This is a genomic window from Yersinia sp. Marseille-Q3913 (assembly GCF_963892745.1).
Classification (GTDB): Bacteria; Pseudomonadota; Gammaproteobacteria; order Enterobacterales; family Enterobacteriaceae; genus Yersinia; species Yersinia bercovieri.
Genome location: NZ_CAWQAF010000014.1, coordinates 42,711 through 67,786 on the forward strand (window position 1 = coordinate 42,711; position 25,076 = coordinate 67,786).

The window sequence follows — 25,076 nt, forward strand, 5'->3', positions numbered from 1 at the left end:
TATTATATTAAATTTTAAACCATTGAACCTTTGGTTTATTTGAAGAGCACTGCTTATTAACTTCTCCTCTAATGGCACACACACGTTCTCCTTTTCTGGCAAGGAAAATATTCCTACGCAGATCATTAATCATCGTTCTTGCGTGACCAAAAGGCGCTATCATTTCTGGGAAAAAAATATTACTCCCAGAATTCCAATCTTCTTTATTAATATCACGTTCACCTGAAAGTATTTCGCTCATATTCTTTTCTGATAAAAATGCCCAATTGCAAAATGCCAGTGGGTTGCCATATTCATCCTCATAATATCGAAATTGATTTAGCCTAATTGACGGAGATATCTGCCAGTACAACTCCGTAACAAAATATAATTTATGCAACGGGGAGCGCTGTGTTAGCAGCATCACCCCCCCCATTATCTTTTGTAATTCGGCTGATTTTAGTGACGTAAAGCCATTATTCATCATAACGAAATCAACCATCTACTATGCCATTAGTTTATTTTTTCATTTATATTTCTTATCGTTACTTTTAGCTTTGTCATCTACCACCAGATTATCATTGGTCGGTAATAGATTTGCGTTAATCATATTGTCAATTTCCTGTTGCATTCTAGGGTCTTCCAGCATATTTTTCACCATTGCGACCATATACATAAATCCAGATGCAGGCATATGAATTACGTGTCTTAACTCAAGTTCACTATCGTTTTCAGCCACAATTCCCTTTGCCATTTCGTGCTGATTTTGACTAACAAAATAGAGTGAAAAAACACCTTTGTTATAGTTTACCAACGATGTTGTCTGTACGTAAGTTTCCATATTATCTCCATATTATATTAACAAATAACATTAGTATTAATTAGCCAAGATAGTGTACGTGAAAAACGAATCAATTTAATGATAATTAAATATATAATAATGATATTAATCAGTTTAAATAATTTAAATTAATTATGTATCTTGCGATAAAATTAATTTGTATTATGGGTTAGTTGCATTTAATGCTGAAAACATCGCACAAATGAAAAAGCCCGCGAACACATGATGTTCGCGGGCCTGACGTTGAATTGTCCTTTTGCTGTCGCAGTTAAGTTTTTAACTAAAACAGCAAATCTCTTTTAGTCATCAATAAAAATCTTGTGCCGCCATTTCAGACTGTGCCAACCAGACCGGTTTATCACTGGTTTTCGCCCAGACACGGTGCAGGTAGCTGTAAAAACGGGCGCGATCTTTGCGGAAAAGCATCACTGGCAGCGCCAGTAAGCCCACCAGAATCACGGCGCTACGGCGCAAGAGAACCTGATGTAATGGGTATGCGTTGTACATGGACATAACGATCCTCCTTTAAAAACGCCTTCGTGTTGTGGGTGACCCTGAGTGTTCGCTGGGCCAATTTACCGCGTGGCGCTGAAAGTTAAATAAGATAATTGGTAACTGAACAAAATTTTACCGCATTGATTGAAACTTTACCACTCATCCGACCACTCATAGTGCATAAAAATCGATAGAAATTGTCACTTCTGTAATTTTGTTACAATGACGTTAATTTAAAGCCGCTTACTCGTTGCGTAGTCGTTATGCTCTTTCTAACAATTAGCAAATTAAATGTATCCACCCAGCAAATACCCATTCAGCAAGTCAAATTAACTATCACCTTTTTCAAGATGAATAAATTACACCCGTTTCGTGTACTTTTTTTGACCGTTTTTATACTTTTTTTACACCCCACCCCATTTTTTTATCAAGAACTTTTCGCCCAACTTCCTAAGCTGCTGTTATCAAATAATCAGTGACCAAAACTGGATTATCAAAACATGCGCTGTGGAGGTGTATTGTGAGTTTCAGCATCATGGGTGGTGCGCTGCTGGTTCTGCTGCTTCTGGGCTATCTGGTTTATGCCCTGTTTAATGCGGAGGACTTTTAAATGGCAGCGTCTGGATTTCTGCTTATCGCCAGTTTCATGCTGGTGTTGTTGGTGCTCTCCCGTCCGCTGGGGAGCGTTTTGGCACGTCTTATCGAAGGCGAACCTTTTGCGCCATTACAAAAAATCGAGGCCGGCTTATGGCGCTGTAGTGGGGTAAAAAATGCGGAGATGAACGGCTGGCAATATGCACTGGCGATCCTCAGCTTTAACCTGCTGGGCATTGTGTTGCTCTTTGCACTGCTGATGGCGCAAGGCTCACTGCCGCTGAATCCAGAAAATATGCCGGGTATGTCGTGGCATCTGGCACTGAACACAGCGGTCAGCTTCGTCACCAACACCAACTGGCAAGCCTATAGCGGCGAAAACACACTCAGTTATCTGAGCCAAATGGCGGGGCTGACGGTACAAAACTTCCTCTCTGCCGCGACCGGTATTGCTGTCGCTTTTGCACTGATTCGGGCTTTTGCCCGCCATTCTGCGGCCACACTCGGCAATGCCTGGGTCGATCTGGTGCGCATCACTCTATATGTCTTACTGCCGATTGCGCTGATCATCGCACTGATTTTTGTCAGTCAGGGCGTGTTGCAAAATCTGGATAGCTACCTGCACATCACCACCCTGGAGGGGGTAAAACAGACCTTGCCGATGGGGCCGGTGGCCTCACAGGAAGCTATCAAGATGCTGGGGACCAATGGCGGCGGCTTCTTTGGTGCCAACTCGGCACATCCGTTTGAGAACCCGACTGCTTTCAGCAACTTTGTGCAGATGTTGGCGATTTTCTTGATCCCTTGCGCACTCTGCTTCGCCTTCGGCCAGGTGGTGGGTGATAACCGTCAGGGCCATGCGCTGATCTGGGCCATATCGCTGATATTTGTCGTCGCCGTGGTAGTGGTGATGTACGCCGAGCTGGCCGGTAACCCGCACTTAACTCAACTGGGTGCCGACAGCAATATCAATATGGAAGGTAAAGAGTCCCGTTTCGGCATTCTCGCCACCAGCATGTATGCCGTGGTGACGACTGCCGCCTCTTGCGGGGCGGTTAACGCCATGCACGACTCCTTTACCGCCCTCGGTGGCATGGTGCCGATGTGGCTGATGCAGATTGGCGAGGTGGTGTTCGGCGGCGTCGGCTCTGGTTTGTACGGCATGTTGCTATTCGTGCTGCTAACCGTGTTTATTGCTGGCTTGATGATTGGCCGCACCCCTGAATATCTCGGCAAGAAAATTGACGTTTTTGATATGAAAATGACCGCGCTGGCGATTCTGGTCACCCCCACGGTCGTGCTACTGGGCACCGCACTGGCACTCTGTACCGACGCGGGCCGTGCCGGGATCCTCAACCCCGGTGCACACGGTTTTAGCGAAGTGCTCTACGCCCTCTCCTCTGCGGCCAACAACAACGGCAGCGCCTTTGCCGGCCTGAGTGTTAACACGCCGTTTTATAACCTGCTGCTCGCCACAGCAATGTTTCTGGGGCGATTTGGGGTGATTCTGCCGGTATTGGCGATTGCCAGTTCGCTGGTGGCGAAGAAACGCCAACCTGCGGGTAATGGCACCCTGCCCACCGCCGGGCCACTGTTTATCGGCTTGCTGGTAGGCACAGTGTTATTGGTCGGAGCATTGACCTTTATCCCCGCGCTGGCCTTAGGCCCGGTCGCTGAGCATCTGCAAATCTGGTTACCACATTGAATAGGTTACTCAAGCCAGTGATTCGGGTTCGCGAGAATCGCACCCCCTGCGGCTTCAAGTACGAAAAGTATTGCTAAGAGAGAATAATGATGACTCACAAACAACGCGCGATTTTTGAGCCTGCACTGGTTCGTACAGCGCTGCTTGATGCAATGAAGAAACTGGACCCGCGCGTCCAGTGGCGTAATCCGGTGATGTTCGTGGTCTATCTGGGCAGTTGGCTGACCACCGTGATCTGGCTGGCGATATTGAGTGGGCAAACCGCCGGTAGCGCCACCTTTACCGGTAGTGTCGCCCTGTGGCTGTGGTTTACCGTGCTGTTTGCCAACTTTGCCGAAGCACTGGCCGAGGGGCGCAGCAAAGCACAGGCTGAGAGTCTGCGTGGGGTGAAAAAAACCAGTTGGGCCAAAAAGCTCTCCGCAGCTCGCGTTGATGCGCCACAGGAGCGCGTTTCTGCCGACAGTCTGCGTAAAGGTGACCTGGTGCTGATCGAAGCGGGTGATACTGTGCCTTGCGATGGCGAAGTGCTGGAGGGCGGCGCATCGGTGGATGAGAGCGCCATTACCGGTGAATCCGCCCCGGTTATCCGCGAATCTGGCGGCGACTTCTCCTCCGTCACCGGCGGTACTCGCGTGCTGTCCGACTGGCTGGTGGTCGAGTGTAGTGCGAATCCGGGTGAAACCTTCCTCGACCGAATGATCGCCATGGTCGAAGGGGCAAAACGGCGCAAGACGCCAAACGAAGTGGCGCTGACCATCTTACTGATCGCGCTGACCATCGTCTTTTTACTGGCGACAGCAACACTCTATCCGTTCTCCGTGTTCAGCGTTGAGGCAAACCAAGCCGGTCATCCCGTCACCATCACCGTGCTGGTTGCGCTGCTGGTTTGCCTGATCCCCACCACCATTGGCGGCTTGTTATCCGCTATTGGCGTGGCGGGAATGAGCCGCATGTTGGGGGCCAACGTGATAGCCACCAGTGGGCGCGCAGTGGAAGCTGCCGGTGACGTTGATGTGCTGCTGCTGGATAAAACCGGCACCATCACCCTGGGTAATCGTCAGGCGTCAGAGTTCTTGCCCGCACCGGGGGTCACCGAGCAGCAACTAGCGGATGCCGCGCAGCTCTCTTCGCTAGCTGACGAAACGCCGGAAGGCCGCAGTATCGTGGTGCTGGCTAAACAGCGATTTAACTTGCGTGAGCGGGACCTGCACAGCCTGAATGCCACCTTTGTGCCCTTCTCAGCGCAAACCCGCATGAGCGGTGTTAACGTGCAGGATCGGATGATCCGCAAAGGGGCAGTTGATGCTATTCGCCGCCATGTGGAGTCCAATCAGGGCCACTTTCCGCGCGCCGTGGATGATGCGGTAGAGCGTGTCGCCCGCACGGGCGGTACACCGCTGGTGGTAGCGGATGGGCCACGGGTGCTGGGGGTGGTGGCGCTGAAAGATATCGTGAAAGGCGGTATTAAAGAGCGTTTTGCTGAACTGCGCAAAATGGGCATTAAAACCGTGATGATCACCGGTGACAACCGCCTGACTGCCGCCGCCATTGCCGCAGAAGCTGGCGTGGATGATTTTTTGGCACAAGCCACGCCGGAAGCTAAATTGGCGTTGATTCGTCAGTATCAGGCAGAAGGTCGGTTAGTGGCGATGACGGGCGACGGCACCAACGATGCGCCAGCACTGGCTCAAGCAGATGTGGCGGTGGCGATGAACTCGGGGACTCAGGCGGCCAAAGAAGCGGGCAATATGGTGGATTTGGACTCCAATCCGACCAAGTTGATTGAGGTGGTGCATATCGGCAAACAGATGCTGATGACCCGTGGATCCCTGACCACCTTCAGTATCGCCAATGACGTCGCCAAATATTTCGCCATCATCCCGGCGGCCTTTGCCGCGACCTATCCGCAGCTCAACGCCCTGAATGTGATGCAGTTGCACTCCCCCGCCTCGGCAATCCTGTCGGCGGTGATCTTTAACGCACTGGTGATTGTATTTCTGATCCCACTGGCGCTAAAAGGGGTCAGTTATAAGGCGATGAGTGCCGCCGCCCTGCTGCGCCGCAACCTGTGGATCTATGGTCTGGGGGGATTACTGGTGCCCTTTGTCGGTATCAAACTGATCGACCTGGTGCTAACGGCATTAAATCTGGGCTAGGAAAGTCACGTTTTTCGTCAAGGCCACTGTCACCTTGGGTGGTGGCCCGTTTTAAGCGCTAAATTGAGGTAATAAAAGATGTCATCGACCACAAATATCTCATCAATAACTCGCCAGTCATATCTACGGCCTGCTTTGGTGCTACTGCTATTACTGACACTGATCACCGGTATCGCCTATCCACTGCTGACCACCGGGCTGGCTAAATTAATGTTTTCCCAGCAAGCTAAGGGGTCGCTGGTCATGTTGGGTGATGAGGTGGTAGGCTCCAGTTTGATCGGCCAGAACTTTACTCAGCCGGGTTATTTTACTGGTCGCCCATCGGTTACCGCAGAGATGCCTTATAATCCAATGGCCTCAGGTGGCAGTAATTTGGCGATCAGCAATCCGGCGCTGGATCAGGCTATCAGTGAGCGGGTTAAATTACAGCGCCAGGCCAACCCTACGCAAACTGGCCCAGTGCCGGTTGATCTGGTCACCGCGTCTGGTAGTGGTTTGGACCCCAGTATTTCGCTGGAAGCCGCCTATTATCAAGCGCCCCGCATCGCCAGCCTGCGCCAAATGCCGCTGTCTGAGGTGAAACAATTGATTGATAGCAACATACAGAAAGCGACACCCAATTTCTTCGGTGAATCAGTGGTCAACGTGCTGAACCTGAATATGGCACTGGATGCCCAAAGTCATGTGACAGTACCGGCTAGCCCGGCAAAACCTTAAGGACTGATCATGGATGCAGAACCAACCCGCCCGGACCCCGACAGCCTGCTCGCGGCCGCCAATGAGAAGCCCCGTGGCCGGTTGAAAGTCTTTTTTGGTGCCTGCGCCGGGGTGGGTAAAACCTACGCCATGCTGCAAGAGGCTCAGCGCCTGCGTACTCAGGGGCTGGATGTGCTGGTCGGGGTGGTGGAGACACACGGGCGCAGCGAAACCGCCGCGTTGCTGGAGGGGCTAACCATTCTGCCGCAAAAGCGCATCCCTCACCGCAACCGTCAGGTCCGTGAGTTTGATTTGGATGCCGCACTGGCCCGCCATCCGGCACTGATTCTGATGGATGAATTGGCCCACAGCAATACCCAGGGTTCCCGTCATCCGAAACGCTGGCAAGATGTTGAAGAGCTGCTGGATGCCGGTATTGATGTGCTGACCACCGTGAATGTGCAGCATCTGGAGAGCCTGAATGATGTGGTTGGCGGCGTGACGGGGATTCGCGTGCGGGAAACCGTACCCGACCATATGTTTGATGAGGCCACGGAAGTGGTCCTGGTGGATCTCCCCCCTGATGACCTGCGCCAGCGCTTGAATGAAGGCAAAGTGTACATTTCCGGTCAGGCAGAGCGGGCCATTGAGCATTTCTTCCGCAAAGGCAACTTAATCGCCCTGCGCGAACTGGCCCTGCGCCGTACCGCTGATCGGGTGGATGATCAGATGCGCGCCTTCCGTGACACCCAGGGGCGCGAGCGCGTCTGGCACACCCGCGACGCTATCTTATTATGTATCGGCCACAACAGCGGCAATGAAAAACTGGTGCGCACCGCAGCCAGGCTGGCGGCCCGTTTGGGGTGCATCTGGCATGCGGTGTATGTGGAAACCCCTCGTCTACATGGCCTGCCGGAAGCCCGGCGGCGGGCTATCTTGCGGACACTTAAGCTGGCGCAAGAACTGGGGGCGGAGACCGCCACACTCTCGGAACCGAGTGAAGAGAAGGCCATACTGCGCTACGCCCGTGAACATAATCTGGGAAAAATTATTATTGGCCGCCGCGTAGAGAAACAGTGGAAACTGCGCGGCAGCTTTGCCGACCGCCTCGGTAAGTTAGGGCCAGATTTAGATCTGGTGATTATCGCGCTGGAAGATAATGATCGTGCCGCCAGTGTCGCGAAAGAGAGTGACTCACGCACCTTCACCGAGAAGTGGCGCATGCAGTTACGTGGCTGTATTGCGGCCATCGGCTTATGTGCCGTGATCACTCTATTATCACAATGGCTAATGCAAGGGTTCGATCAAGCCAATCTAGTGATGCTTTACTTACTGGGCGTGGTCATTATTGCCCTGTTCTATGGCCGCTGGCCTTCTGTATTGGCGGCATTTATTAATGTCATCAGCTTCGATCTGTTCTTTGTGCAGCCACATGGCTCGCTGGCGGTCACTGATGTGCAATATCTGGTGACCTTTGGTGTGATGCTCATTGTCGGGATCGTGGTCGGTAATCTGACCGCCGGAGTGCGCTATCAGGCCAGAATTGCCCGTTATCGTGAGCAACGCGCCAGGCATCTATACGAAATGTCACGTGGGTTAAGCCGCGCTCTCACCCCGGCTGATATCGCCAAAACCAGCCGTCATTTTCTCTCCAGCAGTTTTCAGGCCAAAACGGGCCTGTTGCTACCACAGGAGGAGGGGCGCTTACAACAAATTGCCACCGATGATGGCGGCACTCTTTCCGTTGATGAGGCCATTGCGCGCTGGAGTTTTGACAAAGGTGCACCGGCTGGCGCGGGCACAGATACCTTGCCGGGAGTGCCCTATCAACTGCTACCGCTCACCGCGTCCAAACAGACCTTCGGTGTACTGGCGATTGAACCGGCTAACTTGCGCCAATTAATGGTGCCGGAGCAGCAGCGCTTGCTGCAAACCTTTACCAGCCTGATTGCCAATGCACTGGAGAGGCTACATCTGGCGCGCAGTGCCGAACTGGCGAAGTTAGATGCAGAGCGGGAGCAACTGCGCAACTCAATGCTGGCAGCACTCTCCCACGATTTACGCACCCCGCTGACGGTGCTATTTGGTCAGGCAGAAATCCTGACGCTGGATCTGGCCGCTGAGGGTTCGCGCCATGCCCCACAGGCTAACCAGATCCGTCAGCAAGTATTGAGCACCACCCGACTGGTCAATAATTTACTGGATATGGCGCGCATTCAATCTGGCGGTTTTAATCTGCGTAAAGAGTGGCAGTCACTGGAGGAGATCGTCGGCAGCGCACTGCATATGCTAGAAACCACTCTCAGCCATCATCAGATTCGTGTCGAGTTGCCAGATGAGATGGTGCTGATCAATTGTGACGGCAGCTTACTAGAGCGAGTGTTTATCAACCTGCTGGAGAATGCCCATAAATATGCCGGGAATGTCGCGCTACTGGGCATTCGTGCGGTGGTGCAAGGTGAATGGCTGAATGTGGAAGTGTGGGATAACGGCCCTGGTGTCACTCCTGGGCAAGAGCAGCTTATTTTTGATAAATTTTCCCGTGGAAACAAAGAGTCGGCCATTCCTGGTGTCGGCTTGGGATTAGCCATATGTCGTGCCATCATTGATGTGCACGGCGGGCGGATCTGGGTTGAGAAAAGCCAGGATGGCGGTGCCAGCTTCCACTTTACTTTGCCGCTGGAAGCCGCACCTGATATTGATGCCGATAACGTTGATATCGAGTGCATTGATACAATGAATGATAATACCAAGAACAGTGGCACAAACAAGCTATTGAGCTAGCCGTAAGGAGAAGCGACCATTTCCACCACCAATATCCTGATTGTTGAAGATGAAAAAGAGATCCGCCGCTTTGTGCGTATTGCGCTGGAGAGTGAAGGCTGGCGGGTATTTGAGAGTGATACTCTGCAACGGGGCCTGATTGAAGCGGGCACCCGTAAACCTGATCTGATCATTTTGGATTTGGGGCTGCCCGATGGCGACGGTCTGACCTATATTCAGGATCTCCGTCAGTGGAGTGCTATCCCGATTATTGTGCTATCAGCTCGTAACAGCGAGGAAGACAAAGTGACCGCGCTGGATGCTGGTGCTGATGACTATCTGAGCAAACCTTTTGGTATCAGTGAATTACTTGCACGAGTGCGAGTTGCTTTGCGCCGTCATAGTGGTGCTAGTCAGGAGAGTCCGTTGGTGAGTTTTGCTGATATCAGCGTGGATTTAATCAACCGCCAGGTCACTCGGGCCGGTGAAAACCTACACCTGACCCCCATTGAGTTTCGCCTGCTCTCAGCCTTACTGGCCAATGCCGGTAAGGTGATAACTCAACGCCAGCTACTCACCCAAGTCTGGGGGCCAAATTATGTCGAACACAGCCATTATCTACGCATTTACATGGGTCACTTACGCCAGAAATTAGAAGCAGACCCTACCCGCCCCAAACACCTGCTCACTGAAACCGGTGTCGGCTATCGCTTTATTCTTTAGCTCAAAAATCTATATTAGTTACAGCGCCCATACTCTCCATTCATTCGCGGCGCGCATTAAATCACACCATTAATAATAGATTTAAAGATAAATCTAATAATTATTAATTTTCAAAAAAAACAATCATAGGATAATAATATAAAAAACACACCAAAGGAAAACACCATGACTGACATAATCCACGAACAAAAAATATATGAAACAAGCTCTAATCATCACTCTGATAAATACAAGAAAATAACCAAATCAGTCGATAATAAGAATAATATCACGTTAAAATTTTACAATATAAAATCAAATGAATTATCTTTTGATAAAGAAGAAAATAAACACTTTATTTACATCACAGACAGCACTATAACTACAGGCAACAACATCACTGACACACTTAAATTAAATGAACTCATAGCAAGTGAAGTCAAAGAAATAGAGTCTATCACATTCATATTCTGCGATCCTGACGGAAAAGAAGAGAGTTCATTAGAAATAGGAGCTGGCATTGATGGGTATAAATTAAAGAAGTTTATCCATATACACAATACAATATTCTTCGGCGGAAACTACCGTTATTTGACCACAACTGACAGTCGACAAAGTATTACCTATGAACATCAAGAGATCGATTTCTCTTCTAGTGCCAGGAAAACTGTAATCCTTGGAGAAAATTACAGTAATAATATTATCGCGAGCAGTCAAGATGACACTATAAAAAGCTATGATGGAGACGACACAATAGATGGCGGCGCTGGTGATGATGTTATTTCTGCGGGTGGCGGCAATGATAATATTACTGGTGGTACCGGAAATGACACAATACACGGCGGGCAAGGTGATGACACTATCGATGGCGGCGCTGGTGATGATGTTATTTCTGCGGGTGGCGGCAATGATAATATTACTACTGGTGGTACCGGAAATGACACAATACACGGCGGACAAGGTAACAATATTATTCACGGGGGGAGCGGAGATGACACAATACACGGCGGACAAGGTAACAATATTATTCACGGGGGGAGCGGAGAATGATATAATATATGGTGAACAAGGGCAGGGTACTATTTATGGGAACGATGGGGATGATACTATTTATGGAGGTAGCGGGGGTAGCTACGGTAACTCGTATAAAATACGTGTGATTTATGGGGGGGGAGGTAATGATCATATTATTGGGGGTACCAAAAATGATGAAATACACGGTGGAGAGGGTAATGATACTATTTTTGGGGGTGATGGTGCAGACACAATTTTAGGTGGCGCAGGTGCAGACATTCTGCGGGGCGGGAATGAATTCGACTATATTATGGGTAACGAAGGTAACGATTATATTTCTGGAGATTTCGGTGGAAACTTTCTTTTTGGCGGCAATAATGACGACTTAATATTCGGTGGTGATGAAGATGACCTGATAGAGGGTGATGGAGAGATTTATAATACAGATATTTATCATTATGACGAAAGGTACAAAAATAATAGTGGCAACGACCATCTTTTTGGTGGCGCAGGAGTCGATACTTTTAAGGGGGGGGAAAGGTAATGATTTCTTAGACGGCGGCGAAGGGGATGACATGTATTACTTCGATTATGGTGATGGAGCCAATATAATAAGTGAAAACTCAGGAGAGAAAAACAATCTTTATTTCAGAAATCACTTACGCAAAGATTTAGATATAACCCGACATGGGAGCCACTTATTGATTTCCAGCAATATAGCAGGGGATAATTTACGCGTTTTAGTTAAGGACCATCTAAGTGATAATGGGCCAAAGGTTAAATATTTAGTGTTAAAATCGGCCACCGATGACTCATCCGAAAATCGTATGGAATTCTCTATGATTGTTTGTAAGCAATACCATGACGACGGTCCTATTACAGATTATGCCATCGCTGATATGTTAAAGAATGAACGTAAATATGGCATTAACAAGGTATCTTCTATTTTCAATCGACAAAGATCGAGTCATGATAGTGAAAAAAACCTTGCTATGCTGATAGAGATAATATCACAACAAGAAAGGTCAAAATTAGCTAGCGAATTATCAAACCCCTCTTTCATACCAAAGAATGTCGTTAATTTTATCACCTCCCTGAATCAACAATAGCTCTCATTTATTGCTGAAAAGAAGATGGGCAAATAGTGTTTCAGAGCGTAGTATCGGCCTTTTGCTATAAAACAGGTGTTATACGTGATGAGTACCTGGTTAATTTACGCTCTACTGTCTGCCCTCTCCGCCTCTCTGGTGGCAATCTTTGGTAAAATTGGCCTGCAACATTTAGATGCCAATACTGCGACCGCAGTGCGGGCGGTAGTGATGGCGCTATTTTTAGTTGGCGTGGTGGTAGTTCAGGGCAAATTCAATCTGGTCGGTGCCGTTCTGGCCGATAAAAAAGCCCTGTTATTTGTGGTATTGAGTGGCGTCGCCGGTGCATTGTCCTGGTTGTTCTATTTTATGGCCATTAAAAATGGCAATGTTTCACAAGTCGCCCCCATTGATAAACTCAGCGTCGTTTTCGCCGTGATTCTAGCCTTTATTCTCTTTGGTGAAAAAATCTCGCTCATTGCTGGATTGGGGGTCGCATTGATTACCGCCGGCGCTTTGATGGTGGCATTAGGCTGATTAGCTATATTGAACGCAGTAAAAAGGCAGCGCTTAGGCTGCCTTTTCCATTATGCTGATTGCCCGTTATTTAGCGCCAGCCAATACATCGCTGACAATATCAACGGCTTCCTGCTCTATCTTTTCGCGGTGTTCTGCGCCAAGGAAGCTTTCACAGTAAATTTTATATGCCTCTTCGGTGCCAGATGGGCGGGCGGCGAACCAGCCGTTGTCAGTCATCACCTTCAGTCCGCCAATCGACGCGCCATTACCCGGTGCGCTGGTTAAACGCGCAGTGATAGGATCACCTGCCAACATACTCGCGGTCACCATTTCAGGTGACAACTTAGCCAGCGCATTTTTCTGCGCCTGGGTTGCCGGAGCTTGAATACGGTTATAACTTGGCGCACCAAAACGTTGCGCTAACTCATCATAGTGATGCTGTGGATTCTTGCCGGTCACTGCCGTGATTTCCGCCGCCAGCAGACACATGATGATGCCATCTTTGTCAGTGGACCAGGGGGTGCCGTCAAAGCGCAGGAAGGATGCCCCGGCACTCTCTTCGCCACCAAAACCAAAACTGCCATCGTGCAACCCGTCGACAAACCATTTGAAACCGACGGGCACTTCCACCAGCTTGCGGCCTAAATCAGCCACCACTCGGTCGATCATCGCACTGGAAACCAGCGTCTTACCCACAGCCACATCAGCGCCCCATTGCGGGCGATGCTGGAACAGATAGTTGATCGATACCGCAAGGTAATGGTTCGGATTCATCAATCCGGCCGGCGTGACAATGCCATGGCGGTCATAATCGGGATCATTAGCAAAGGCTAAATCAAATTTGTCGCGCAGCGCCAGTAGCCCCGCCATCGCCGATTCTGATGAGCAATCCATGCGGATCACACCATCATGGTCAAGATGCATAAAGCGGAAAGTTTGATCGATGGAATCGTTAACGAGTGTCAGATCCAACTTATAGTGCTCACCAATACGTTGCCAGTAGGCAATACCTGAGCCACCGAGCGGATCGACACCCAATTTCAAATTCGCGCGTTGAATGGCAGGGATATCCACCACATAGCCCAAGCCCTCAACATAGGGCTGGATCAAATCTTGTTCACGCAGATGATTGCCACGCCAGGCTTTATCCAACGTCTGACGTTTTACGCCCTCTAATTTCAAGCTGAGTAACTGGTTAGCGCGTTTTTCAATTACCGAGGTCAGATTGGTATCTGCCGGGCCGCCATTGGGTGGATTGTACTTGATGCCACCATCTTCAGGCGGGTTGTGGGATGGCGTGATAACAATGCCATCAGCCAAGGCTTTACCCTGCAGATTATGGCAAAGAATGGCATGTGAGATAGCGGGGGTCGGGGTGAAACCATTATCTTGTTGCACCACCACATCCACGCCATTCGCCGTCAACACTTCCAACACTGAAATAAAGGCCGGTTCAGACAATGCGTGGGTATCTTTCCCCACATAACAGGGGCCAGTAATGCCGTGTTGATGGCGAACTTCCGCAATCGCCTGCGCGATAGCCAGAATGTGCGCTTCATTAAAACTGTAACGTAATGAACTGCCACGGTGCCCAGAGGTGCCAAATTTGACCGCATGGGCTGGGTTTTCTGCATCCGGCTGCAATACATAGTATTGCGACGTCAACTGAGCAACATTAATCAAATCGCTTTGCTGAGCTGCTTGCCCAGCACGAGGGTGGTTAGCCACAATAACGACTCCTATATACCCGTTATCTTTCAAGCTACAGATATCCTGGCCGCGCTTGTTTACGGCCCTCCTGCATATTGAAATCTATTGGGCACAGTTTCAAAGAAATTAGATAGTCCCGCACACTTTATCAGTCAAATCCGGCGGGAACTGCATTGCCAACATGATGTGTTGCACCATGCTGCGCTTACGCTCGGTATTGGTATTGGTAATCACCCAGTATGGCGTACCGGGGACATGTTTGGGCTTGGTATGTGTCCCATTTTGCAATAACGTCTGCTGATCACCCGCAAAATAGACCCGAGTGCGGCCATGTAGTGATTCAGTCGCCTCAGTAAATGCTTGAGCATCCAGTGTGTAGAGTGTTGATAATACTAACATAAAGCGGTTAACCGCCCTGTTTTGCTCGGCATATTCATCGGATAGCAGCAGTTCGCGCACCGCACGAACCCGATCCCGTGGTGCTGGAGCCGCCACCACTTTCGCCGCATCATGAGTGGTAGCTGAACTCACTACCGGCTGACCTGCGGTAAACTTCAGCATACGTCGCAAAATATCGGACGCACTTTCACCAATGTGTTGCGTATGACTGGCAATATAGCGATAAAGCTCTTCGTCGAGTTCAATAGTTTTCATCATTATCCAGTACGGTTTTCTACTTTCTTATGCATATCCAAGGATTATAAAGTCAAAGTGCGCTAACGAGTACCTTTATCATGGCATTATTGGGATAATAACCCGCACCGCCAGTAGCCACTCAACAATCCACATCTATTTGATAAGCATATCTCTATAAACATATGTCTGATAAACATATGCCTGATAAAATCGTGGTACAGCACACCATCGCTCAGTCATGATACCCTAAGCAGAATATCTCTCAGCATGAACTTCGCCATGAAATTAAACTTCCGCTTACAAAACGCACTTTCTCCCACCCCGTCACTGCCAATCATTCTGATCCATGGATTATTTGGTAACCTTGATAACTTGGGGGTATTGGCCCGCGACCTGCAAAAAGAGCATAACGTTATTCAGGTTGATCTGCGCGATCACGGTTTATCACCCCGTTCGCCTCAGGTGAACTACCCGGATATGGCGCAAGATGTGTTGGAGTTGATGGACCAGCTTGCGATAGAGAAAGCGATAATTATTGGTCATTCGATGGGTGGAAAAGTCGCAATGGCACTGACGGCAATCGCTCCGGCTCGCATTACAAAAGTGGTGGCGATTGATGTTGCCCCGGTCAATTATCAGGTACGCCGCCACGACTCTATTTTTACAGCGCTCAATGCCGTAAGTGCCGCCGGTATCACTCAGCGTCAGGAGGCCGCTCAACTGATGCGTGAGTCAATAAAGGAAGAGGGGGTTATCCAGTTCTTGCTGAAGTCATTTCAGAATGGCGAATGGCGGTTTAACGTGTCAGCGCTGTGGGATCAATATGACAATATTGTCGGCTGGCAGCCCATCCCACCCTGGCCCCACCCTATTTTGTTTATTCGTGGTGAGTTATCGCCCTATATCCAGGATAGCCATCGTGATGATATTGCCCGCCAATTCCCGCAAGCCCGCGCCCATGTCGTCGCCGGAACCGGCCACTGGGTACATGCTGAAAAACCTGACTCTGTCTTGCGGGCTATCCACCGCTTTATTGATGATAATCCAGCGGCTGAACAGCATACTGAATAAAAAACACACAGCGCGCCTTGGATGTTGATTAAAAATCATACCCTGGGGAAAAGAAATGTATTTCCTGTGGAAAAATTGTGCAAAAAAGAGCGAATTAGCCCAATCTAATCACAGTAAGGCATTGTCGTTGCTCGGTTGGCTGGGGTATTATGGCGCGCTATAAATTTGCTGCGGTGTTTGGTAGCAAATGCAAGTTCAGGCTGCTGGCATAGAGGTCATTCAATGCGTTCTATCTATGTTCTAAGCTTGGAATGTGTCAACCAAATCATCAAGAAAGGCTACGCCACGCTTTCTGATGTCACTCCCTTGTAGTACCGCGACCTATGGCAAAAGAACAAACGGATCGCACGACGCTGGATCTGTTCGCAGATGAACGCCGTCCGGGGCGCCCGAAAACAAACCCATTATCCCGTGATGAACAGCTTAGAATTAATAAGCGAAATCAACTACGGCGCGATAAAGTACGTGGCTTACGACGCGTGGAACTGAAGATTAATGCCGATGCCGTCGATGCTCTCAATAGCCTTGCTGAGCAGCGTAACATCAGCCGCAGTGAACTGATTGAACAGATGTTGCTTGCTCAATTAGCCCACGATCAAGAGGGGTTTTAACCCTATCGGTTACCACGACGGCGTGGCGTAATCACTTGCGCCACGCCGTTATTCCTAGAAGGTTTCCCAGTTGGCGTTGCTGTCTGCCTTGGCAGCGACAGGTGCCAGTTTTAATGGATTCGCCCGAGGTTTCACTGCCGGTTTTGCCCGCGCATCATCTGATTGTAATTTAAATACCGCCACTGCTCGGTTTAGCTGCGTCGCCTGCTCTTCCAATGAAGCCGCAGCACGCGAAGCTTCCTGCACCAAAGCAGCATTCTGCTGGGTCACGCTGTCCATCTCTGCCACCGCTTGCCCAACCTGACTAATACCCTTACTTTGCTCATCAGAAGCCGAGGCTATCTCTCCCATTAAGTCGGTTACATTGGTGATCGAACGAACGATTTCATCCATGGTGACACCGGCACTCTCCACCAATGCCGACCCGCTTTTCACTCGGTTGACCGACTCGGTAATCAAGCCATCAATCTCCTTCGCCGCCTGCGCACTGCGCTGTGCCAGATTACGCACCTCACTGGCGACCACCGCAAAACCCCGCCCCTGCTCACCCGCTCTGGCCGCTTCAACTGCGGCATTCAGCGCCAATATATTGGTCTGGAAAGCAATACTGTTAATCACGGTGGTGATATCTGCGATTTTGCGCGAACTGGCGGAGATCTCATCCATGGTGTGCACCACATCAGCCACCAGCGCTCCGCCTTTTTTCGCCGTTATGGAGGCATTCGCTGCCAGTTGACTGGCGTGATGCGCATTATCAGCATTATGTTTTACGGTCGCGGTTAACTGCTCCATGCTGGCTGCCGTCTCTTCCAGTGCCGCGGCCTGCTGCTCGGTGCGAGACGACAAATCGGTATTGCCCGCAGAAATTTCGGCCGCGCCGTGATAAATCCCATCCGTACTGCTACGGATAGCCTCTACGGTATTGACCAAACTAGTTTGCACATCGCGCAATAGCGGGAATAGCTGCCCAACACAGTTACGCCCAAAATCGACGATAGGCTGCCCAAGCTGACCGGAAGCAATAACCCGAAAATGCGCACGGATCTCATCCAGCGGGCGCACCAGATTGGCCAATAGGTAGCGGTCAGTGGCCAGTAAAATCACCAGACCGGCCACCAATGCAGAGATAAGTGTCATGCTGCTCACTTTTGTCAGTTGCGAGAATTGCACTTTTGCCACGCCAATGGCCTTTGAAGCCGCCTGATTAAAACCCTCGGCAACCGCGCCATATTGACGGCTTAATGCAGGCACCGTTTTTTTCGCCAGATCTTGATAAGCGGCGGTATTGTTATCCATTGCGGCCTGATAAAGCGGCATCACCCCCTGCTCAATTAATCCACTCCATCCATCAATCACTCCAGCGACTAAAGCAGGATCAATCTGTGCATGGTCGATAGTTTTAAACTCGGCGAGTCTTTTCTTCAGGTTTTCCAGCGCGGCACTGGACGATTTTAGCTCTTTATCCGCATCGGCCAGGTTACCGCTTTGGCGATAATCGACTGCGCGGGCAAGACGGGTCACCATGCGGAAATATTGATCCGTCCCCTGATTAACTAAATTCATATTCTCAACCAATACCGTATTCGCGTTAGATGATTGTGTGAGTTGATTCAGTGATAACAATGTATAGGCAGATACGCCGCCCCAGAGCAGGCAAAAGGCGCCAAGCACCCATAATAGCGCTGCTCTGATAGTAATGTTTTTTAAAAACTGCATGTTCGTTCCCCTTATATATCGGATGGTTACCGTTAGAGACTCTGGTGTTATTTGATGACCGAAAAGCAATAAAGGACGTTCCATACAGCTAACGACAACTCCTTTCCGGCAAATTTTCATCTGACGGTTTCCCCCTGGCACCGCTAATTGCAACCTTGCGGTTACACAACGGTTATCGGCAATGAGGTTATAAGGTTGAGCAACTCACAAAAATTTAATATCGCATAAACTTGATACCTGCCCGACACGGTTTTCTGGCATGATGCTGCCCTATGAAATGTGTTATATTATTGGGCAGAAAGCGCAATAATCTGCATAACTATTTGAATTTATAAGGTATTAAGTTATATGGCGACTGTAGGCATTTTCTTTGGCAGCGATACTGGCAATACCGAAAACATTGCCAAGATGATCCAAAAGCAACTGGGCAAAGATGTTGCTGAGGTTCACGACATTGCCAAAAGCAGCAAAGAAGATTTAGAAGCCTTCGATATCCTGCTGATCGGTATCCCAACTTGGTATTACGGCGAAGCACAGTGTGACTGGGATGATTTCTTCCCGACACTGGAAGAGATCGATTTCAACGGCAAGCTGGTTGCCCTATTCGGTTGCGGTGATCAGGAAGACTACGCAGAGTATTTCTGCGATGCGATGGGCACCGTGCGCGACATCATCGAACCACGTGGCGCCGCGATTGTCGGTCACTGGCCAACAGCTGGCTACCACTTTGAAGCCTCCAAAGGTCTGGCTGATGATGATCACTTTATCGGTTTAGCCATTGATGAAGATCGCCAACCGGAACTGACGAATGAACGTGTTGATGCTTGGGTAAAACAGATCAGTGAAGAGATGAATTTGTCTGAGATCACCGGTTAGTTTGCCCCCGGAAACGCTGTGGCGTATTGAGCATCGTCCAGCGTTTTCGTTACTTTTCATCCCTTTCACCCTTCTCTGTTAAGCAGCCCACAGATCCACATCTTCATTCGTGAAAAATAAAAATAAGTCGCTACAAATTTGTAACGTTACACGCAGCGGATATAGACTAAAATCATGCTATACCCCCATTAATCAATACACCGCATGATTAATCTGGCAAAGTGTGCAATTATATCTTTGTTAACAACCACGGTTTTCATTTGGGGCAAGCAGTTCTATAATGAGACGTAATTGTAATTATTACGCCACGGATGTCATAGGCTGAACAGCCTTAATTTGAATCGATAGTAACAGGACTGAATCCGCATGACTGACAACAACAAAGCCTTAAAAAACGCTGGCCTTAAAGTAACACTGCCCCGGCTGAAGATTCTGGAAGTGTTGCAAGATCCGGCGTGCCACCACGTCAGCGCGGAAGATCTTTATAAAAAGCTGAGCGATATCGGTGAAGATGTTGGTCTGGCGACGGTTTACCGCGTACTGAATCAATTTGACGATGCCGGTATTGTGACCCGCCACAATTTCGAAGGCGGTAAATCAGTCTTTGAGTTGACGCAGCAGCATCATCACGATCACCTGATTTGCCTGGATTGCGGTAAAGTGATCGAGTTTAGCAATGAAGTGATTGAAACTCTTCAATGTGAAATATCTAAGCAACATGGCATCAAGCTGACCAATCACAGCCTCTATCTGTACGGCCACTGTGAATCCGGCGATTGCCGTAAAAATGAGTCTGCACACGATAAAAGATAGTGTCGCGTTACCACATTGAACTTATAAAGATTTTAAGCGCTGAAAAAAAACCCCGGCAAGCCGGGGAAAAAACCATCAACTCAACTTCACTTAATTTTGTTTATCGCAAAATAAAGTAAGCAGCAGATAACATCAGACACAGCGTTTTAAAAACCATCATCAAACTTTAACCGGCTCTGCCCGGCTACTACGTTTCCCATCAGGACTCGTTGAACGGATCATCACATCACCGCTGACTTTGGGTTGCGCTTTGGCATCATACTGCTGCCATTGCTTACCACCATCAGTAGAATACTGGATAATCAAGCCCGGTAAGGAGATATTGGCCTCCAATTGACCCGCGACCACCCGTGCTCCCGGCACTGGCAGCCGGTAAGCGATGCCCGCTTTATCCAGTTTCGCCAGTTCACGTTGACCCATAATGTTGGCAAAACGCTGCCAATCGGTATCCAACGCCTTGGTATCCACCAGATGCGTCTCGCCGCCTTTGTACTCACGGCCCGCTTGATAATCTTGCTCCCATGACGCACGATGCCAGGCGCGCTCCGCCAGCGGTAATGCCCGTGGGAAGATCATGTACTCCATCTGCTCATCGGTACGGACGGTTTCATTCCACGACTGGCCGGAAATACCGTGCACACCAGGCCATGGCTTGTCGCTCTTCGCGCTGAAGTGATTACCATCGCGATCGACAGAAGTTTCAGCGTTTTGCGGCATGTTGTCTGGGGCGAAGCTGAACACTTTTGCCTCGTCGTTAAAGCGGGTTGCCCAGTAGTAGCCTCGTTCGTTCGGGTTAACTTCATAAGGCATGTCGAAGTAGACATAATCCGGGTTGGACGCCACCACTTCGTAACCTTTATTGGCCCAATCATTTATTGACTCGGCACCGCCCCAGAACAGGGTGTCCCAGAAGTTGACGCCAACACGTTTGGTCGCAAACTCTTTCGCGTCTTTGGCATCTTTCAAACCATCCTGCCACGCTTGCATTTTTTCGATGCCATGGGCATTAACTAATTTGCTCACCTCAATGGCGAAGTAGCTGGAGAGATGCTCCACATCCTGAACTTTGCCTTGCTTGACCATCTCTTGACAGACCTGCGACTTGGCCCATGGCTTATCTTCAACACTCTTATCAATGATGCCTTTGCCCGGCTCAATTGAGCCGTTCTTGTCCTGGAACCCCGCCCCCAGACGGATATTTTTCGCCTCATCACCGCCAAAGTGCCAGGTAGTCAGCGGCATACCGGCCTCTTTGTGCATCTGAGCCATTTCGCCAATCACTTTATCGACAAAGCGCTTAGAGGAGTCCAGACATGGGTTCAGATAACTTTTGCGCTCATAGAACTGCACCGACGTGGTGTTGGAGTCATCTGTAGGATCCAACAGGCGGAATTCATTAGCCTCTTTCTCTTTACCCTGCTTCATCAGATTGTTATAGCGGGCTTCCATGGAAACGACCGCTGCACGAGCATGGGCTGGCATATCGATTTCAGGAATGACATCAATCTGGCGCGCTTTGGCGTATTTCAGGATCTCAATGTAGTCATCACGGGTGAAATGGCCACTCCCCAGATTACTACTATCCGGGCCAGACCCCAACTGCGGCAATAAGCAGCTGTTTTCAGTCAAATCGTGACAACGTTTGCTGCCCACATCGGTTAGCTCTGGCAGACCAGGGATCTCAATGCGCCAACCCTCATCGTCACTCAGATGGAAGTGGAATTTGTTTAACTTGTAAGCTGCCATCTGATCCAGTAAGCGCAGCACGGCATCTTTGGTTTTGAAGTTACGGCCAACATCCAGAAAGAGACCACGGTATTCAAAGCGCGGGGCATCTTTTACGTCCAGTGTGGCGATTTTCTGGCTGCCGTCAGTGGGCACTAAAGAGAGGATAGATTGCAGGCCATAGAACACGCCGGTGGGATCAAAGCCAATGACCTGTGCGCCCTTGTCTCCGATTTTCAGTTCATAGGCACCGGAAACCGCTAAATCGCCTTTAAAAACCGCCGGTTGAATCGAGGTTTTTATCGGGAAACCCGTGGCGTTCAGTTTCAGACCGAGTAATTCGAAACGCTTTTGTACCACCTCGGCTGCCGGTTTAGGCAAGGCGCTCAGTTCCAGTGCCACGCCCTGGCTCAAATTCACGTCTTGCGGGTGAATTTTGACCTCCATTGGCGTTGGAATAATCTGCCCGCGCAAATTTGCTGCCGTTGATGTTTTCACCGCTTCATTTTTGACGAAACGGGACTCCGGCGTCATCAGTACGTTATTGTCATCTTTGGTACGTTTCCACTGATCGCCCGTAAATTGGGTTAGATATTCGTTGATATCTTCAGTGTCGGTGCTTTTCAGTACCTTGGGTTTCGCATCAATAGAGGTGGCATACCAGCGCGGCATAAAGTCAGTGGCAAACAGCTGCCAATATTCACCCGTTATCGGGATTTCAACCGCCTGATTGGCAGGGAAACCGGCGAATTTAGCCGTAGGTTCAATTTTATGCAGGTCACCGGTCAGGTGTGTGATCCTGAATTGATCGTTATCTACCGTCAGAATTTGGCGAATGCTGTGGAAGTAAATGGCCCAATCCTGGCCTTTGATCTCATCCCCGGTGTTGGTCAGAGTAATCATTACTTGGTTGCAAGATGCCCAGTCAGCCCCCAACCTGGCGCAATCAACACCATTCTCACCAGCACGGTTATCCAACACTTTATAGTTAACTTTCAAGGTGCTGAGCTGGTCAACAATCTGTTGATTGGTGGTATCCGCATTGGCGGCCCCCATCAAACCAAAGGTCGCGGTTATCGCCGCTAACGTATTTAATTTGAATCTGTTCATCACTAACCTCATCCGTAATTAATAATTGCAGCCAGAGTCACTACTGGAAGTATTGCTGCTGGCTGAATTATTGTTAGCTTAATTGCTACTCTCAGAATGGCTTTCAGCTTAGTTATTGGCGCGAATTTCTTGCCAAAGTTTTCCGCACTGCGCGTCATAAGCCTGGCCATTGCCGGTATGCGCCGCGTCAATACAGCGCTGATAATCCAATACCCGAACCGTCTCTTTCTCAGTAAAAGCTTGATGCGCTTTCTCTTGCTTCAAGACATTCAACACCGCTTTGCAGGGGATCAATCTCTCTGGCGAGCCTTCACTGGCATTGATACAAGCGCTGTAAGCTTGCTTCAGCTTAGTGTCTTCCGGTTGAACCGGCGCTTGCGGCGCACAGGCACTCAATCCCAATACGGCGGCAATAATAAAAAGTGTTTTCTTCATGGCAGGTGCTCCATTATGACCCCGGAGTGGTTACCGGGGATGGCAATCAGAAGATGGTAAATGGTGCAATTACGATGAATTTAACGTCTTTCTCATCCTGGAACACGTTGCCGAAACCACCACCATAGCTTGGGATATTGGTATGGTTGTCATACATGGTGTAATGCAGTTTGAATAAGGTGCCTTTCGCCCGACCCTCTTGCAGGGTGTAGAGCACATCAAAGTTCCATGCGGACTCTTTCAGGCGCGTATTCTGGTCGAATTTTGGGTTACTGCTTGGTTTTGCATCCCAGCCATAGGCATAGGAAGTGCCCACTGACCAACCCGCTAAGTTCCAGTTTTTCAGGTCATACATCACGCCACCAAACAGCGCTTTTTCGCCGTTGGCGTTGAAGTCAGAGCGAGAGTCCCACCAAACGTCCAAACGGCCATTGGAGGTCGCATAACCTGGAGTCATACGTTGCAGGAAGTAGCCTTGGTTACCTTCAGCTTTGGCCCAAGTCCCTTCCAAACGCAGGTCAAATGGCCCCGTGGTGTAACCCAGAGTTAATGCTTGCAACCAGGCTAAGCCGTCATAGACGTCATTCACATTGCTGGCACCGCCATCAACTTTGTCTTTCGCGCCATAGAACTGGTAAGAGGTACGCAGATCATTGCCCGCAACCGGGAAGGCGTAAGAGGCTTTGGCAAAATACTGATCCATGTAGTCTTTGGCCTGGCCAAATGCCGCTTCCATCACCAGCTTATTTTTGAAGTCGTATTTGGCACCGATTGAGTGCAGGTAACTCACGCCGGTCAAACCATCTGCCTGACGGAAGTTGTACATATTCTGATACCAAGGTGCTTTATATTCATCTGTCCACATGTAAGACATGGACAATGCACCCGCCGTATCGAAATCGAATTTCGCACCACCTTCAGCACCGCGATAAGTCCCGGGCATGAAACTCCAGTGTGGTGCTAACAATGTCTGGCCAGTTGGCTGGATATAACCACCACGCGCCCAGAAATCACCAAATTTAAATTTGGCTGCCGCCTTATACACGCTGACGCCACTCTTATCGCCAGTCCATTTTTCATCCCAGCGAGTTTTAGCATCACTGAAACCAATTTCGTTTGGTGCTGCCGGGCCACTGTTGGTCATTTCAACTGCGCCGAAAGCAGCCAGGTCGATACCAAACATGTCTGCCGCGTAGCCGGATGAGAAGTCCAGATTGGCGTTAAAGGTGGAGTGATGCAGGTTAGCAACATACTTGCCGTACTCTGCACTGCCCGGCGTTAAATCCTTACGGTCACGCTGACGCTGCCAATAATAGATACCGCCAGTCAGTGACGAATCATCCACAAAGCCTTCAGCTCTGGCCTCTGGGGTTGCCATAAACCCCGTTCCTAACAATGCGCCCGCGACAGCGAGCACTAACGTTTTACGTTTAGCATCGTGCGTAACCATAAGAAAAAATTCCTCTTTGACATCACATTTAAAGTGCTTTGCCTATGTCCACCACAGCTCACAGGTTCAGCCTCAAAAAAACCCTAAGTGGGTAAAATTTAGCCGGGGAGAGATCTCCACCAACTGTTACTGATTTTAAAAAACGTCTCTTTCGATAAACGTTCTGAAGATTGCTGCTGGGATACAGACTATTTTTCGCGACGCGAATTATCAATTAAAAAAGTCAATAATTATTCAAAGTATGACAACGAGCACATAACTGTGAAAAAATATTACAGAGCTCACAAAAGCTTTAAAAACAATGCATAAGCTCATCGGTGAACTCAAAAATCGTCTCTCATTGACATCTTGAATGGTTTCAGCAAATGCAA

At 49.3% G+C, this 25,076-nt stretch carries 23 protein-coding genes; 14 read left to right on the forward strand and 9 right to left on the reverse strand.

The window, feature by feature from the left end; all coding sequences use genetic code 11:
* Positions 1 to 7: 7 nt before the first annotated feature.
* From AACW11_RS07830 to AACW11_RS07840, 3 genes are all read right to left on the reverse strand, one after another.
* A complete protein-coding gene (locus AACW11_RS07830) occupies positions 8 to 481 on the reverse strand; it encodes a toxin-activating lysine-acyltransferase (protein WP_283050740.1) in 474 nt (157 codons plus the stop codon).
* A gap of 24 nt (positions 482 to 505) precedes the next feature.
* A complete protein-coding gene (locus AACW11_RS07835; RefSeq protein WP_212586363.1) occupies positions 506 to 820 on the reverse strand; it encodes a peptide chain release factor 1 in 315 nt (104 codons plus the stop codon).
* A gap of 306 nt (positions 821 to 1,126) precedes the next feature.
* The gene (locus tag AACW11_RS07840; RefSeq protein WP_032814742.1) at positions 1,127 to 1,333 is read right to left on the reverse strand and encodes a YbfA family protein; all 207 of its coding nucleotides are present in this window, start codon (positions 1,331 to 1,333) and stop codon (positions 1,127 to 1,129) included.
* Positions 1,334 to 1,835: 502 nt separating this feature from the next.
* On the opposite strand from AACW11_RS07840, the gene AACW11_RS07845 reads away from it, so the two are divergent.
* The 10 genes from AACW11_RS07845 (at position 1,836) to AACW11_RS07890 (ending at position 12,570) form a co-directional block, all read left to right on the forward strand.
* Positions 1,836 to 1,925, forward strand: a complete 90-nt coding sequence (locus AACW11_RS07845; protein ID WP_032898491.1) for a K(+)-transporting ATPase subunit F — start codon at positions 1,836 to 1,838, stop codon at positions 1,923 to 1,925.
* On the forward strand, positions 1,926 to 3,614 hold the full coding sequence (kdpA, locus tag AACW11_RS07850) for a potassium-transporting ATPase subunit KdpA (protein WP_212586364.1): 1,689 nt from the start codon (positions 1,926 to 1,928) through the stop codon (positions 3,612 to 3,614).
* An 89-nt stretch (positions 3,615 to 3,703) separates the two neighbouring features.
* Positions 3,704 to 5,770 carry a potassium-transporting ATPase subunit KdpB gene (gene kdpB / locus AACW11_RS07855; RefSeq protein ID WP_212586387.1) on the forward strand — a complete coding sequence of 689 codons (2,067 nt, stop codon included), beginning with the start codon at positions 3,704 to 3,706 and terminating at the stop codon, positions 5,768 to 5,770.
* 78 nt (positions 5,771 to 5,848) lie between these two features.
* Positions 5,849 to 6,487, forward strand: a complete 639-nt coding sequence (gene kdpC, locus AACW11_RS07860; RefSeq protein ID WP_212586365.1) for a potassium-transporting ATPase subunit KdpC — start codon at positions 5,849 to 5,851, stop codon at positions 6,485 to 6,487.
* A 9-nt stretch (positions 6,488 to 6,496) separates the two neighbouring features.
* Positions 6,497 to 9,250 (forward strand): two-component system sensor histidine kinase KdpD, encoded by a 2,754-nt coding sequence (kdpD, locus tag AACW11_RS07865; RefSeq protein ID WP_212586366.1) that lies wholly within the window; start codon positions 6,497 to 6,499, stop codon positions 9,248 to 9,250.
* Between the two features lie 18 nt (positions 9,251 to 9,268).
* A complete protein-coding gene (gene kdpE / locus AACW11_RS07870; protein WP_212586388.1) occupies positions 9,269 to 9,952 on the forward strand; it encodes a two-component system response regulator KdpE in 684 nt (227 codons plus the stop codon).
* Positions 9,953 to 10,117: 165 nt separating this feature from the next.
* Positions 10,118 to 10,981, forward strand: a complete 864-nt coding sequence (locus tag AACW11_RS07875) for a calcium-binding protein (RefSeq protein ID WP_212586389.1) — start codon at positions 10,118 to 10,120, stop codon at positions 10,979 to 10,981.
* Positions 10,923 to 11,489, forward strand: coding sequence for a calcium-binding protein (locus AACW11_RS07880; RefSeq protein ID WP_212586367.1), 567 nt, complete (start codon positions 10,923 to 10,925; stop codon positions 11,487 to 11,489). The genes AACW11_RS07875 and AACW11_RS07880 overlap by 59 nt, the downstream gene beginning before the upstream one ends.
* Positions 11,428 to 12,054 carry a hypothetical protein gene (locus tag AACW11_RS07885; RefSeq protein WP_212586368.1) on the forward strand — a complete coding sequence of 209 codons (627 nt, stop codon included), beginning with the start codon at positions 11,428 to 11,430 and terminating at the stop codon, positions 12,052 to 12,054. The genes AACW11_RS07880 and AACW11_RS07885 overlap by 62 nt, the downstream gene beginning before the upstream one ends.
* Positions 12,055 to 12,141: 87 nt before the next feature.
* Positions 12,142 to 12,570 carry an EamA family transporter gene (locus AACW11_RS07890; protein WP_145498346.1) on the forward strand — a complete coding sequence of 143 codons (429 nt, stop codon included), beginning with the start codon at positions 12,142 to 12,144 and terminating at the stop codon, positions 12,568 to 12,570.
* A gap of 66 nt (positions 12,571 to 12,636) precedes the next feature.
* On the opposite strand, the gene pgm is transcribed toward AACW11_RS07890, so the two are convergent.
* Together pgm and seqA are read right to left on the reverse strand one after the other, a co-directional pair.
* Positions 12,637 to 14,280, reverse strand: coding sequence for a phosphoglucomutase (alpha-D-glucose-1,6-bisphosphate-dependent) (gene pgm / locus AACW11_RS07895; RefSeq protein ID WP_212586369.1), 1,644 nt, complete (start codon positions 14,278 to 14,280; stop codon positions 12,637 to 12,639).
* A 108-nt stretch (positions 14,281 to 14,388) separates the two neighbouring features.
* On the reverse strand, positions 14,389 to 14,916 hold the full coding sequence (gene seqA / locus AACW11_RS07900; RefSeq protein WP_212586370.1) for a replication initiation negative regulator SeqA: 528 nt from the start codon (positions 14,914 to 14,916) through the stop codon (positions 14,389 to 14,391).
* 261 nt (positions 14,917 to 15,177) lie between these two features.
* Between seqA and ybfF the strand changes: the two genes are divergently transcribed.
* The gene (ybfF, locus tag AACW11_RS07905; protein ID WP_212586371.1) at positions 15,178 to 15,969 is read left to right on the forward strand and encodes an esterase; all 792 of its coding nucleotides are present in this window, start codon (positions 15,178 to 15,180) and stop codon (positions 15,967 to 15,969) included.
* A 323-nt stretch (positions 15,970 to 16,292) separates the two neighbouring features.
* On the forward strand, positions 16,293 to 16,580 hold the full coding sequence (gene ybfE, locus AACW11_RS07910) for a LexA regulated protein (RefSeq protein ID WP_005277127.1): 288 nt from the start codon (positions 16,293 to 16,295) through the stop codon (positions 16,578 to 16,580).
* 54 nt (positions 16,581 to 16,634) lie between these two features.
* On the opposite strand, the gene AACW11_RS07915 is transcribed toward ybfE, so the two are convergent.
* A complete protein-coding gene (locus AACW11_RS07915; protein WP_212586372.1) occupies positions 16,635 to 18,296 on the reverse strand; it encodes a methyl-accepting chemotaxis protein in 1,662 nt (553 codons plus the stop codon).
* 348 nt (positions 18,297 to 18,644) lie between these two features.
* Between AACW11_RS07915 and fldA the strand changes: the two genes are divergently transcribed.
* Together fldA and fur are read left to right on the forward strand one after the other, a co-directional pair.
* The gene (gene fldA, locus AACW11_RS07920; RefSeq protein WP_005277133.1) at positions 18,645 to 19,172 is read left to right on the forward strand and encodes a flavodoxin FldA; all 528 of its coding nucleotides are present in this window, start codon (positions 18,645 to 18,647) and stop codon (positions 19,170 to 19,172) included.
* A gap of 366 nt (positions 19,173 to 19,538) precedes the next feature.
* The gene (gene fur, locus AACW11_RS07925; RefSeq protein WP_212586373.1) at positions 19,539 to 19,985 is read left to right on the forward strand and encodes a ferric iron uptake transcriptional regulator; all 447 of its coding nucleotides are present in this window, start codon (positions 19,539 to 19,541) and stop codon (positions 19,983 to 19,985) included.
* 159 nt (positions 19,986 to 20,144) lie between these two features.
* On the opposite strand, the gene AACW11_RS07930 is transcribed toward fur, so the two are convergent.
* The 3 genes from AACW11_RS07930 to chiP form a co-directional block, all read right to left on the reverse strand.
* Positions 20,145 to 22,820 carry a beta-N-acetylhexosaminidase gene (locus AACW11_RS07930; protein ID WP_212586374.1) on the reverse strand — a complete coding sequence of 892 codons (2,676 nt, stop codon included), beginning with the start codon at positions 22,818 to 22,820 and terminating at the stop codon, positions 20,145 to 20,147.
* Positions 22,821 to 22,928: 108 nt separating this feature from the next.
* A complete protein-coding gene (chiQ, locus tag AACW11_RS07935) occupies positions 22,929 to 23,255 on the reverse strand; it encodes a ChiQ/YbfN family lipoprotein (RefSeq protein ID WP_212586375.1) in 327 nt (108 codons plus the stop codon).
* Between the two features lie 46 nt (positions 23,256 to 23,301).
* A complete protein-coding gene (gene chiP / locus AACW11_RS07940; RefSeq protein ID WP_212586376.1) occupies positions 23,302 to 24,705 on the reverse strand; it encodes a chitoporin ChiP in 1,404 nt (467 codons plus the stop codon).
* Positions 24,706 to 25,076: the final 371 nt, after the last annotated feature.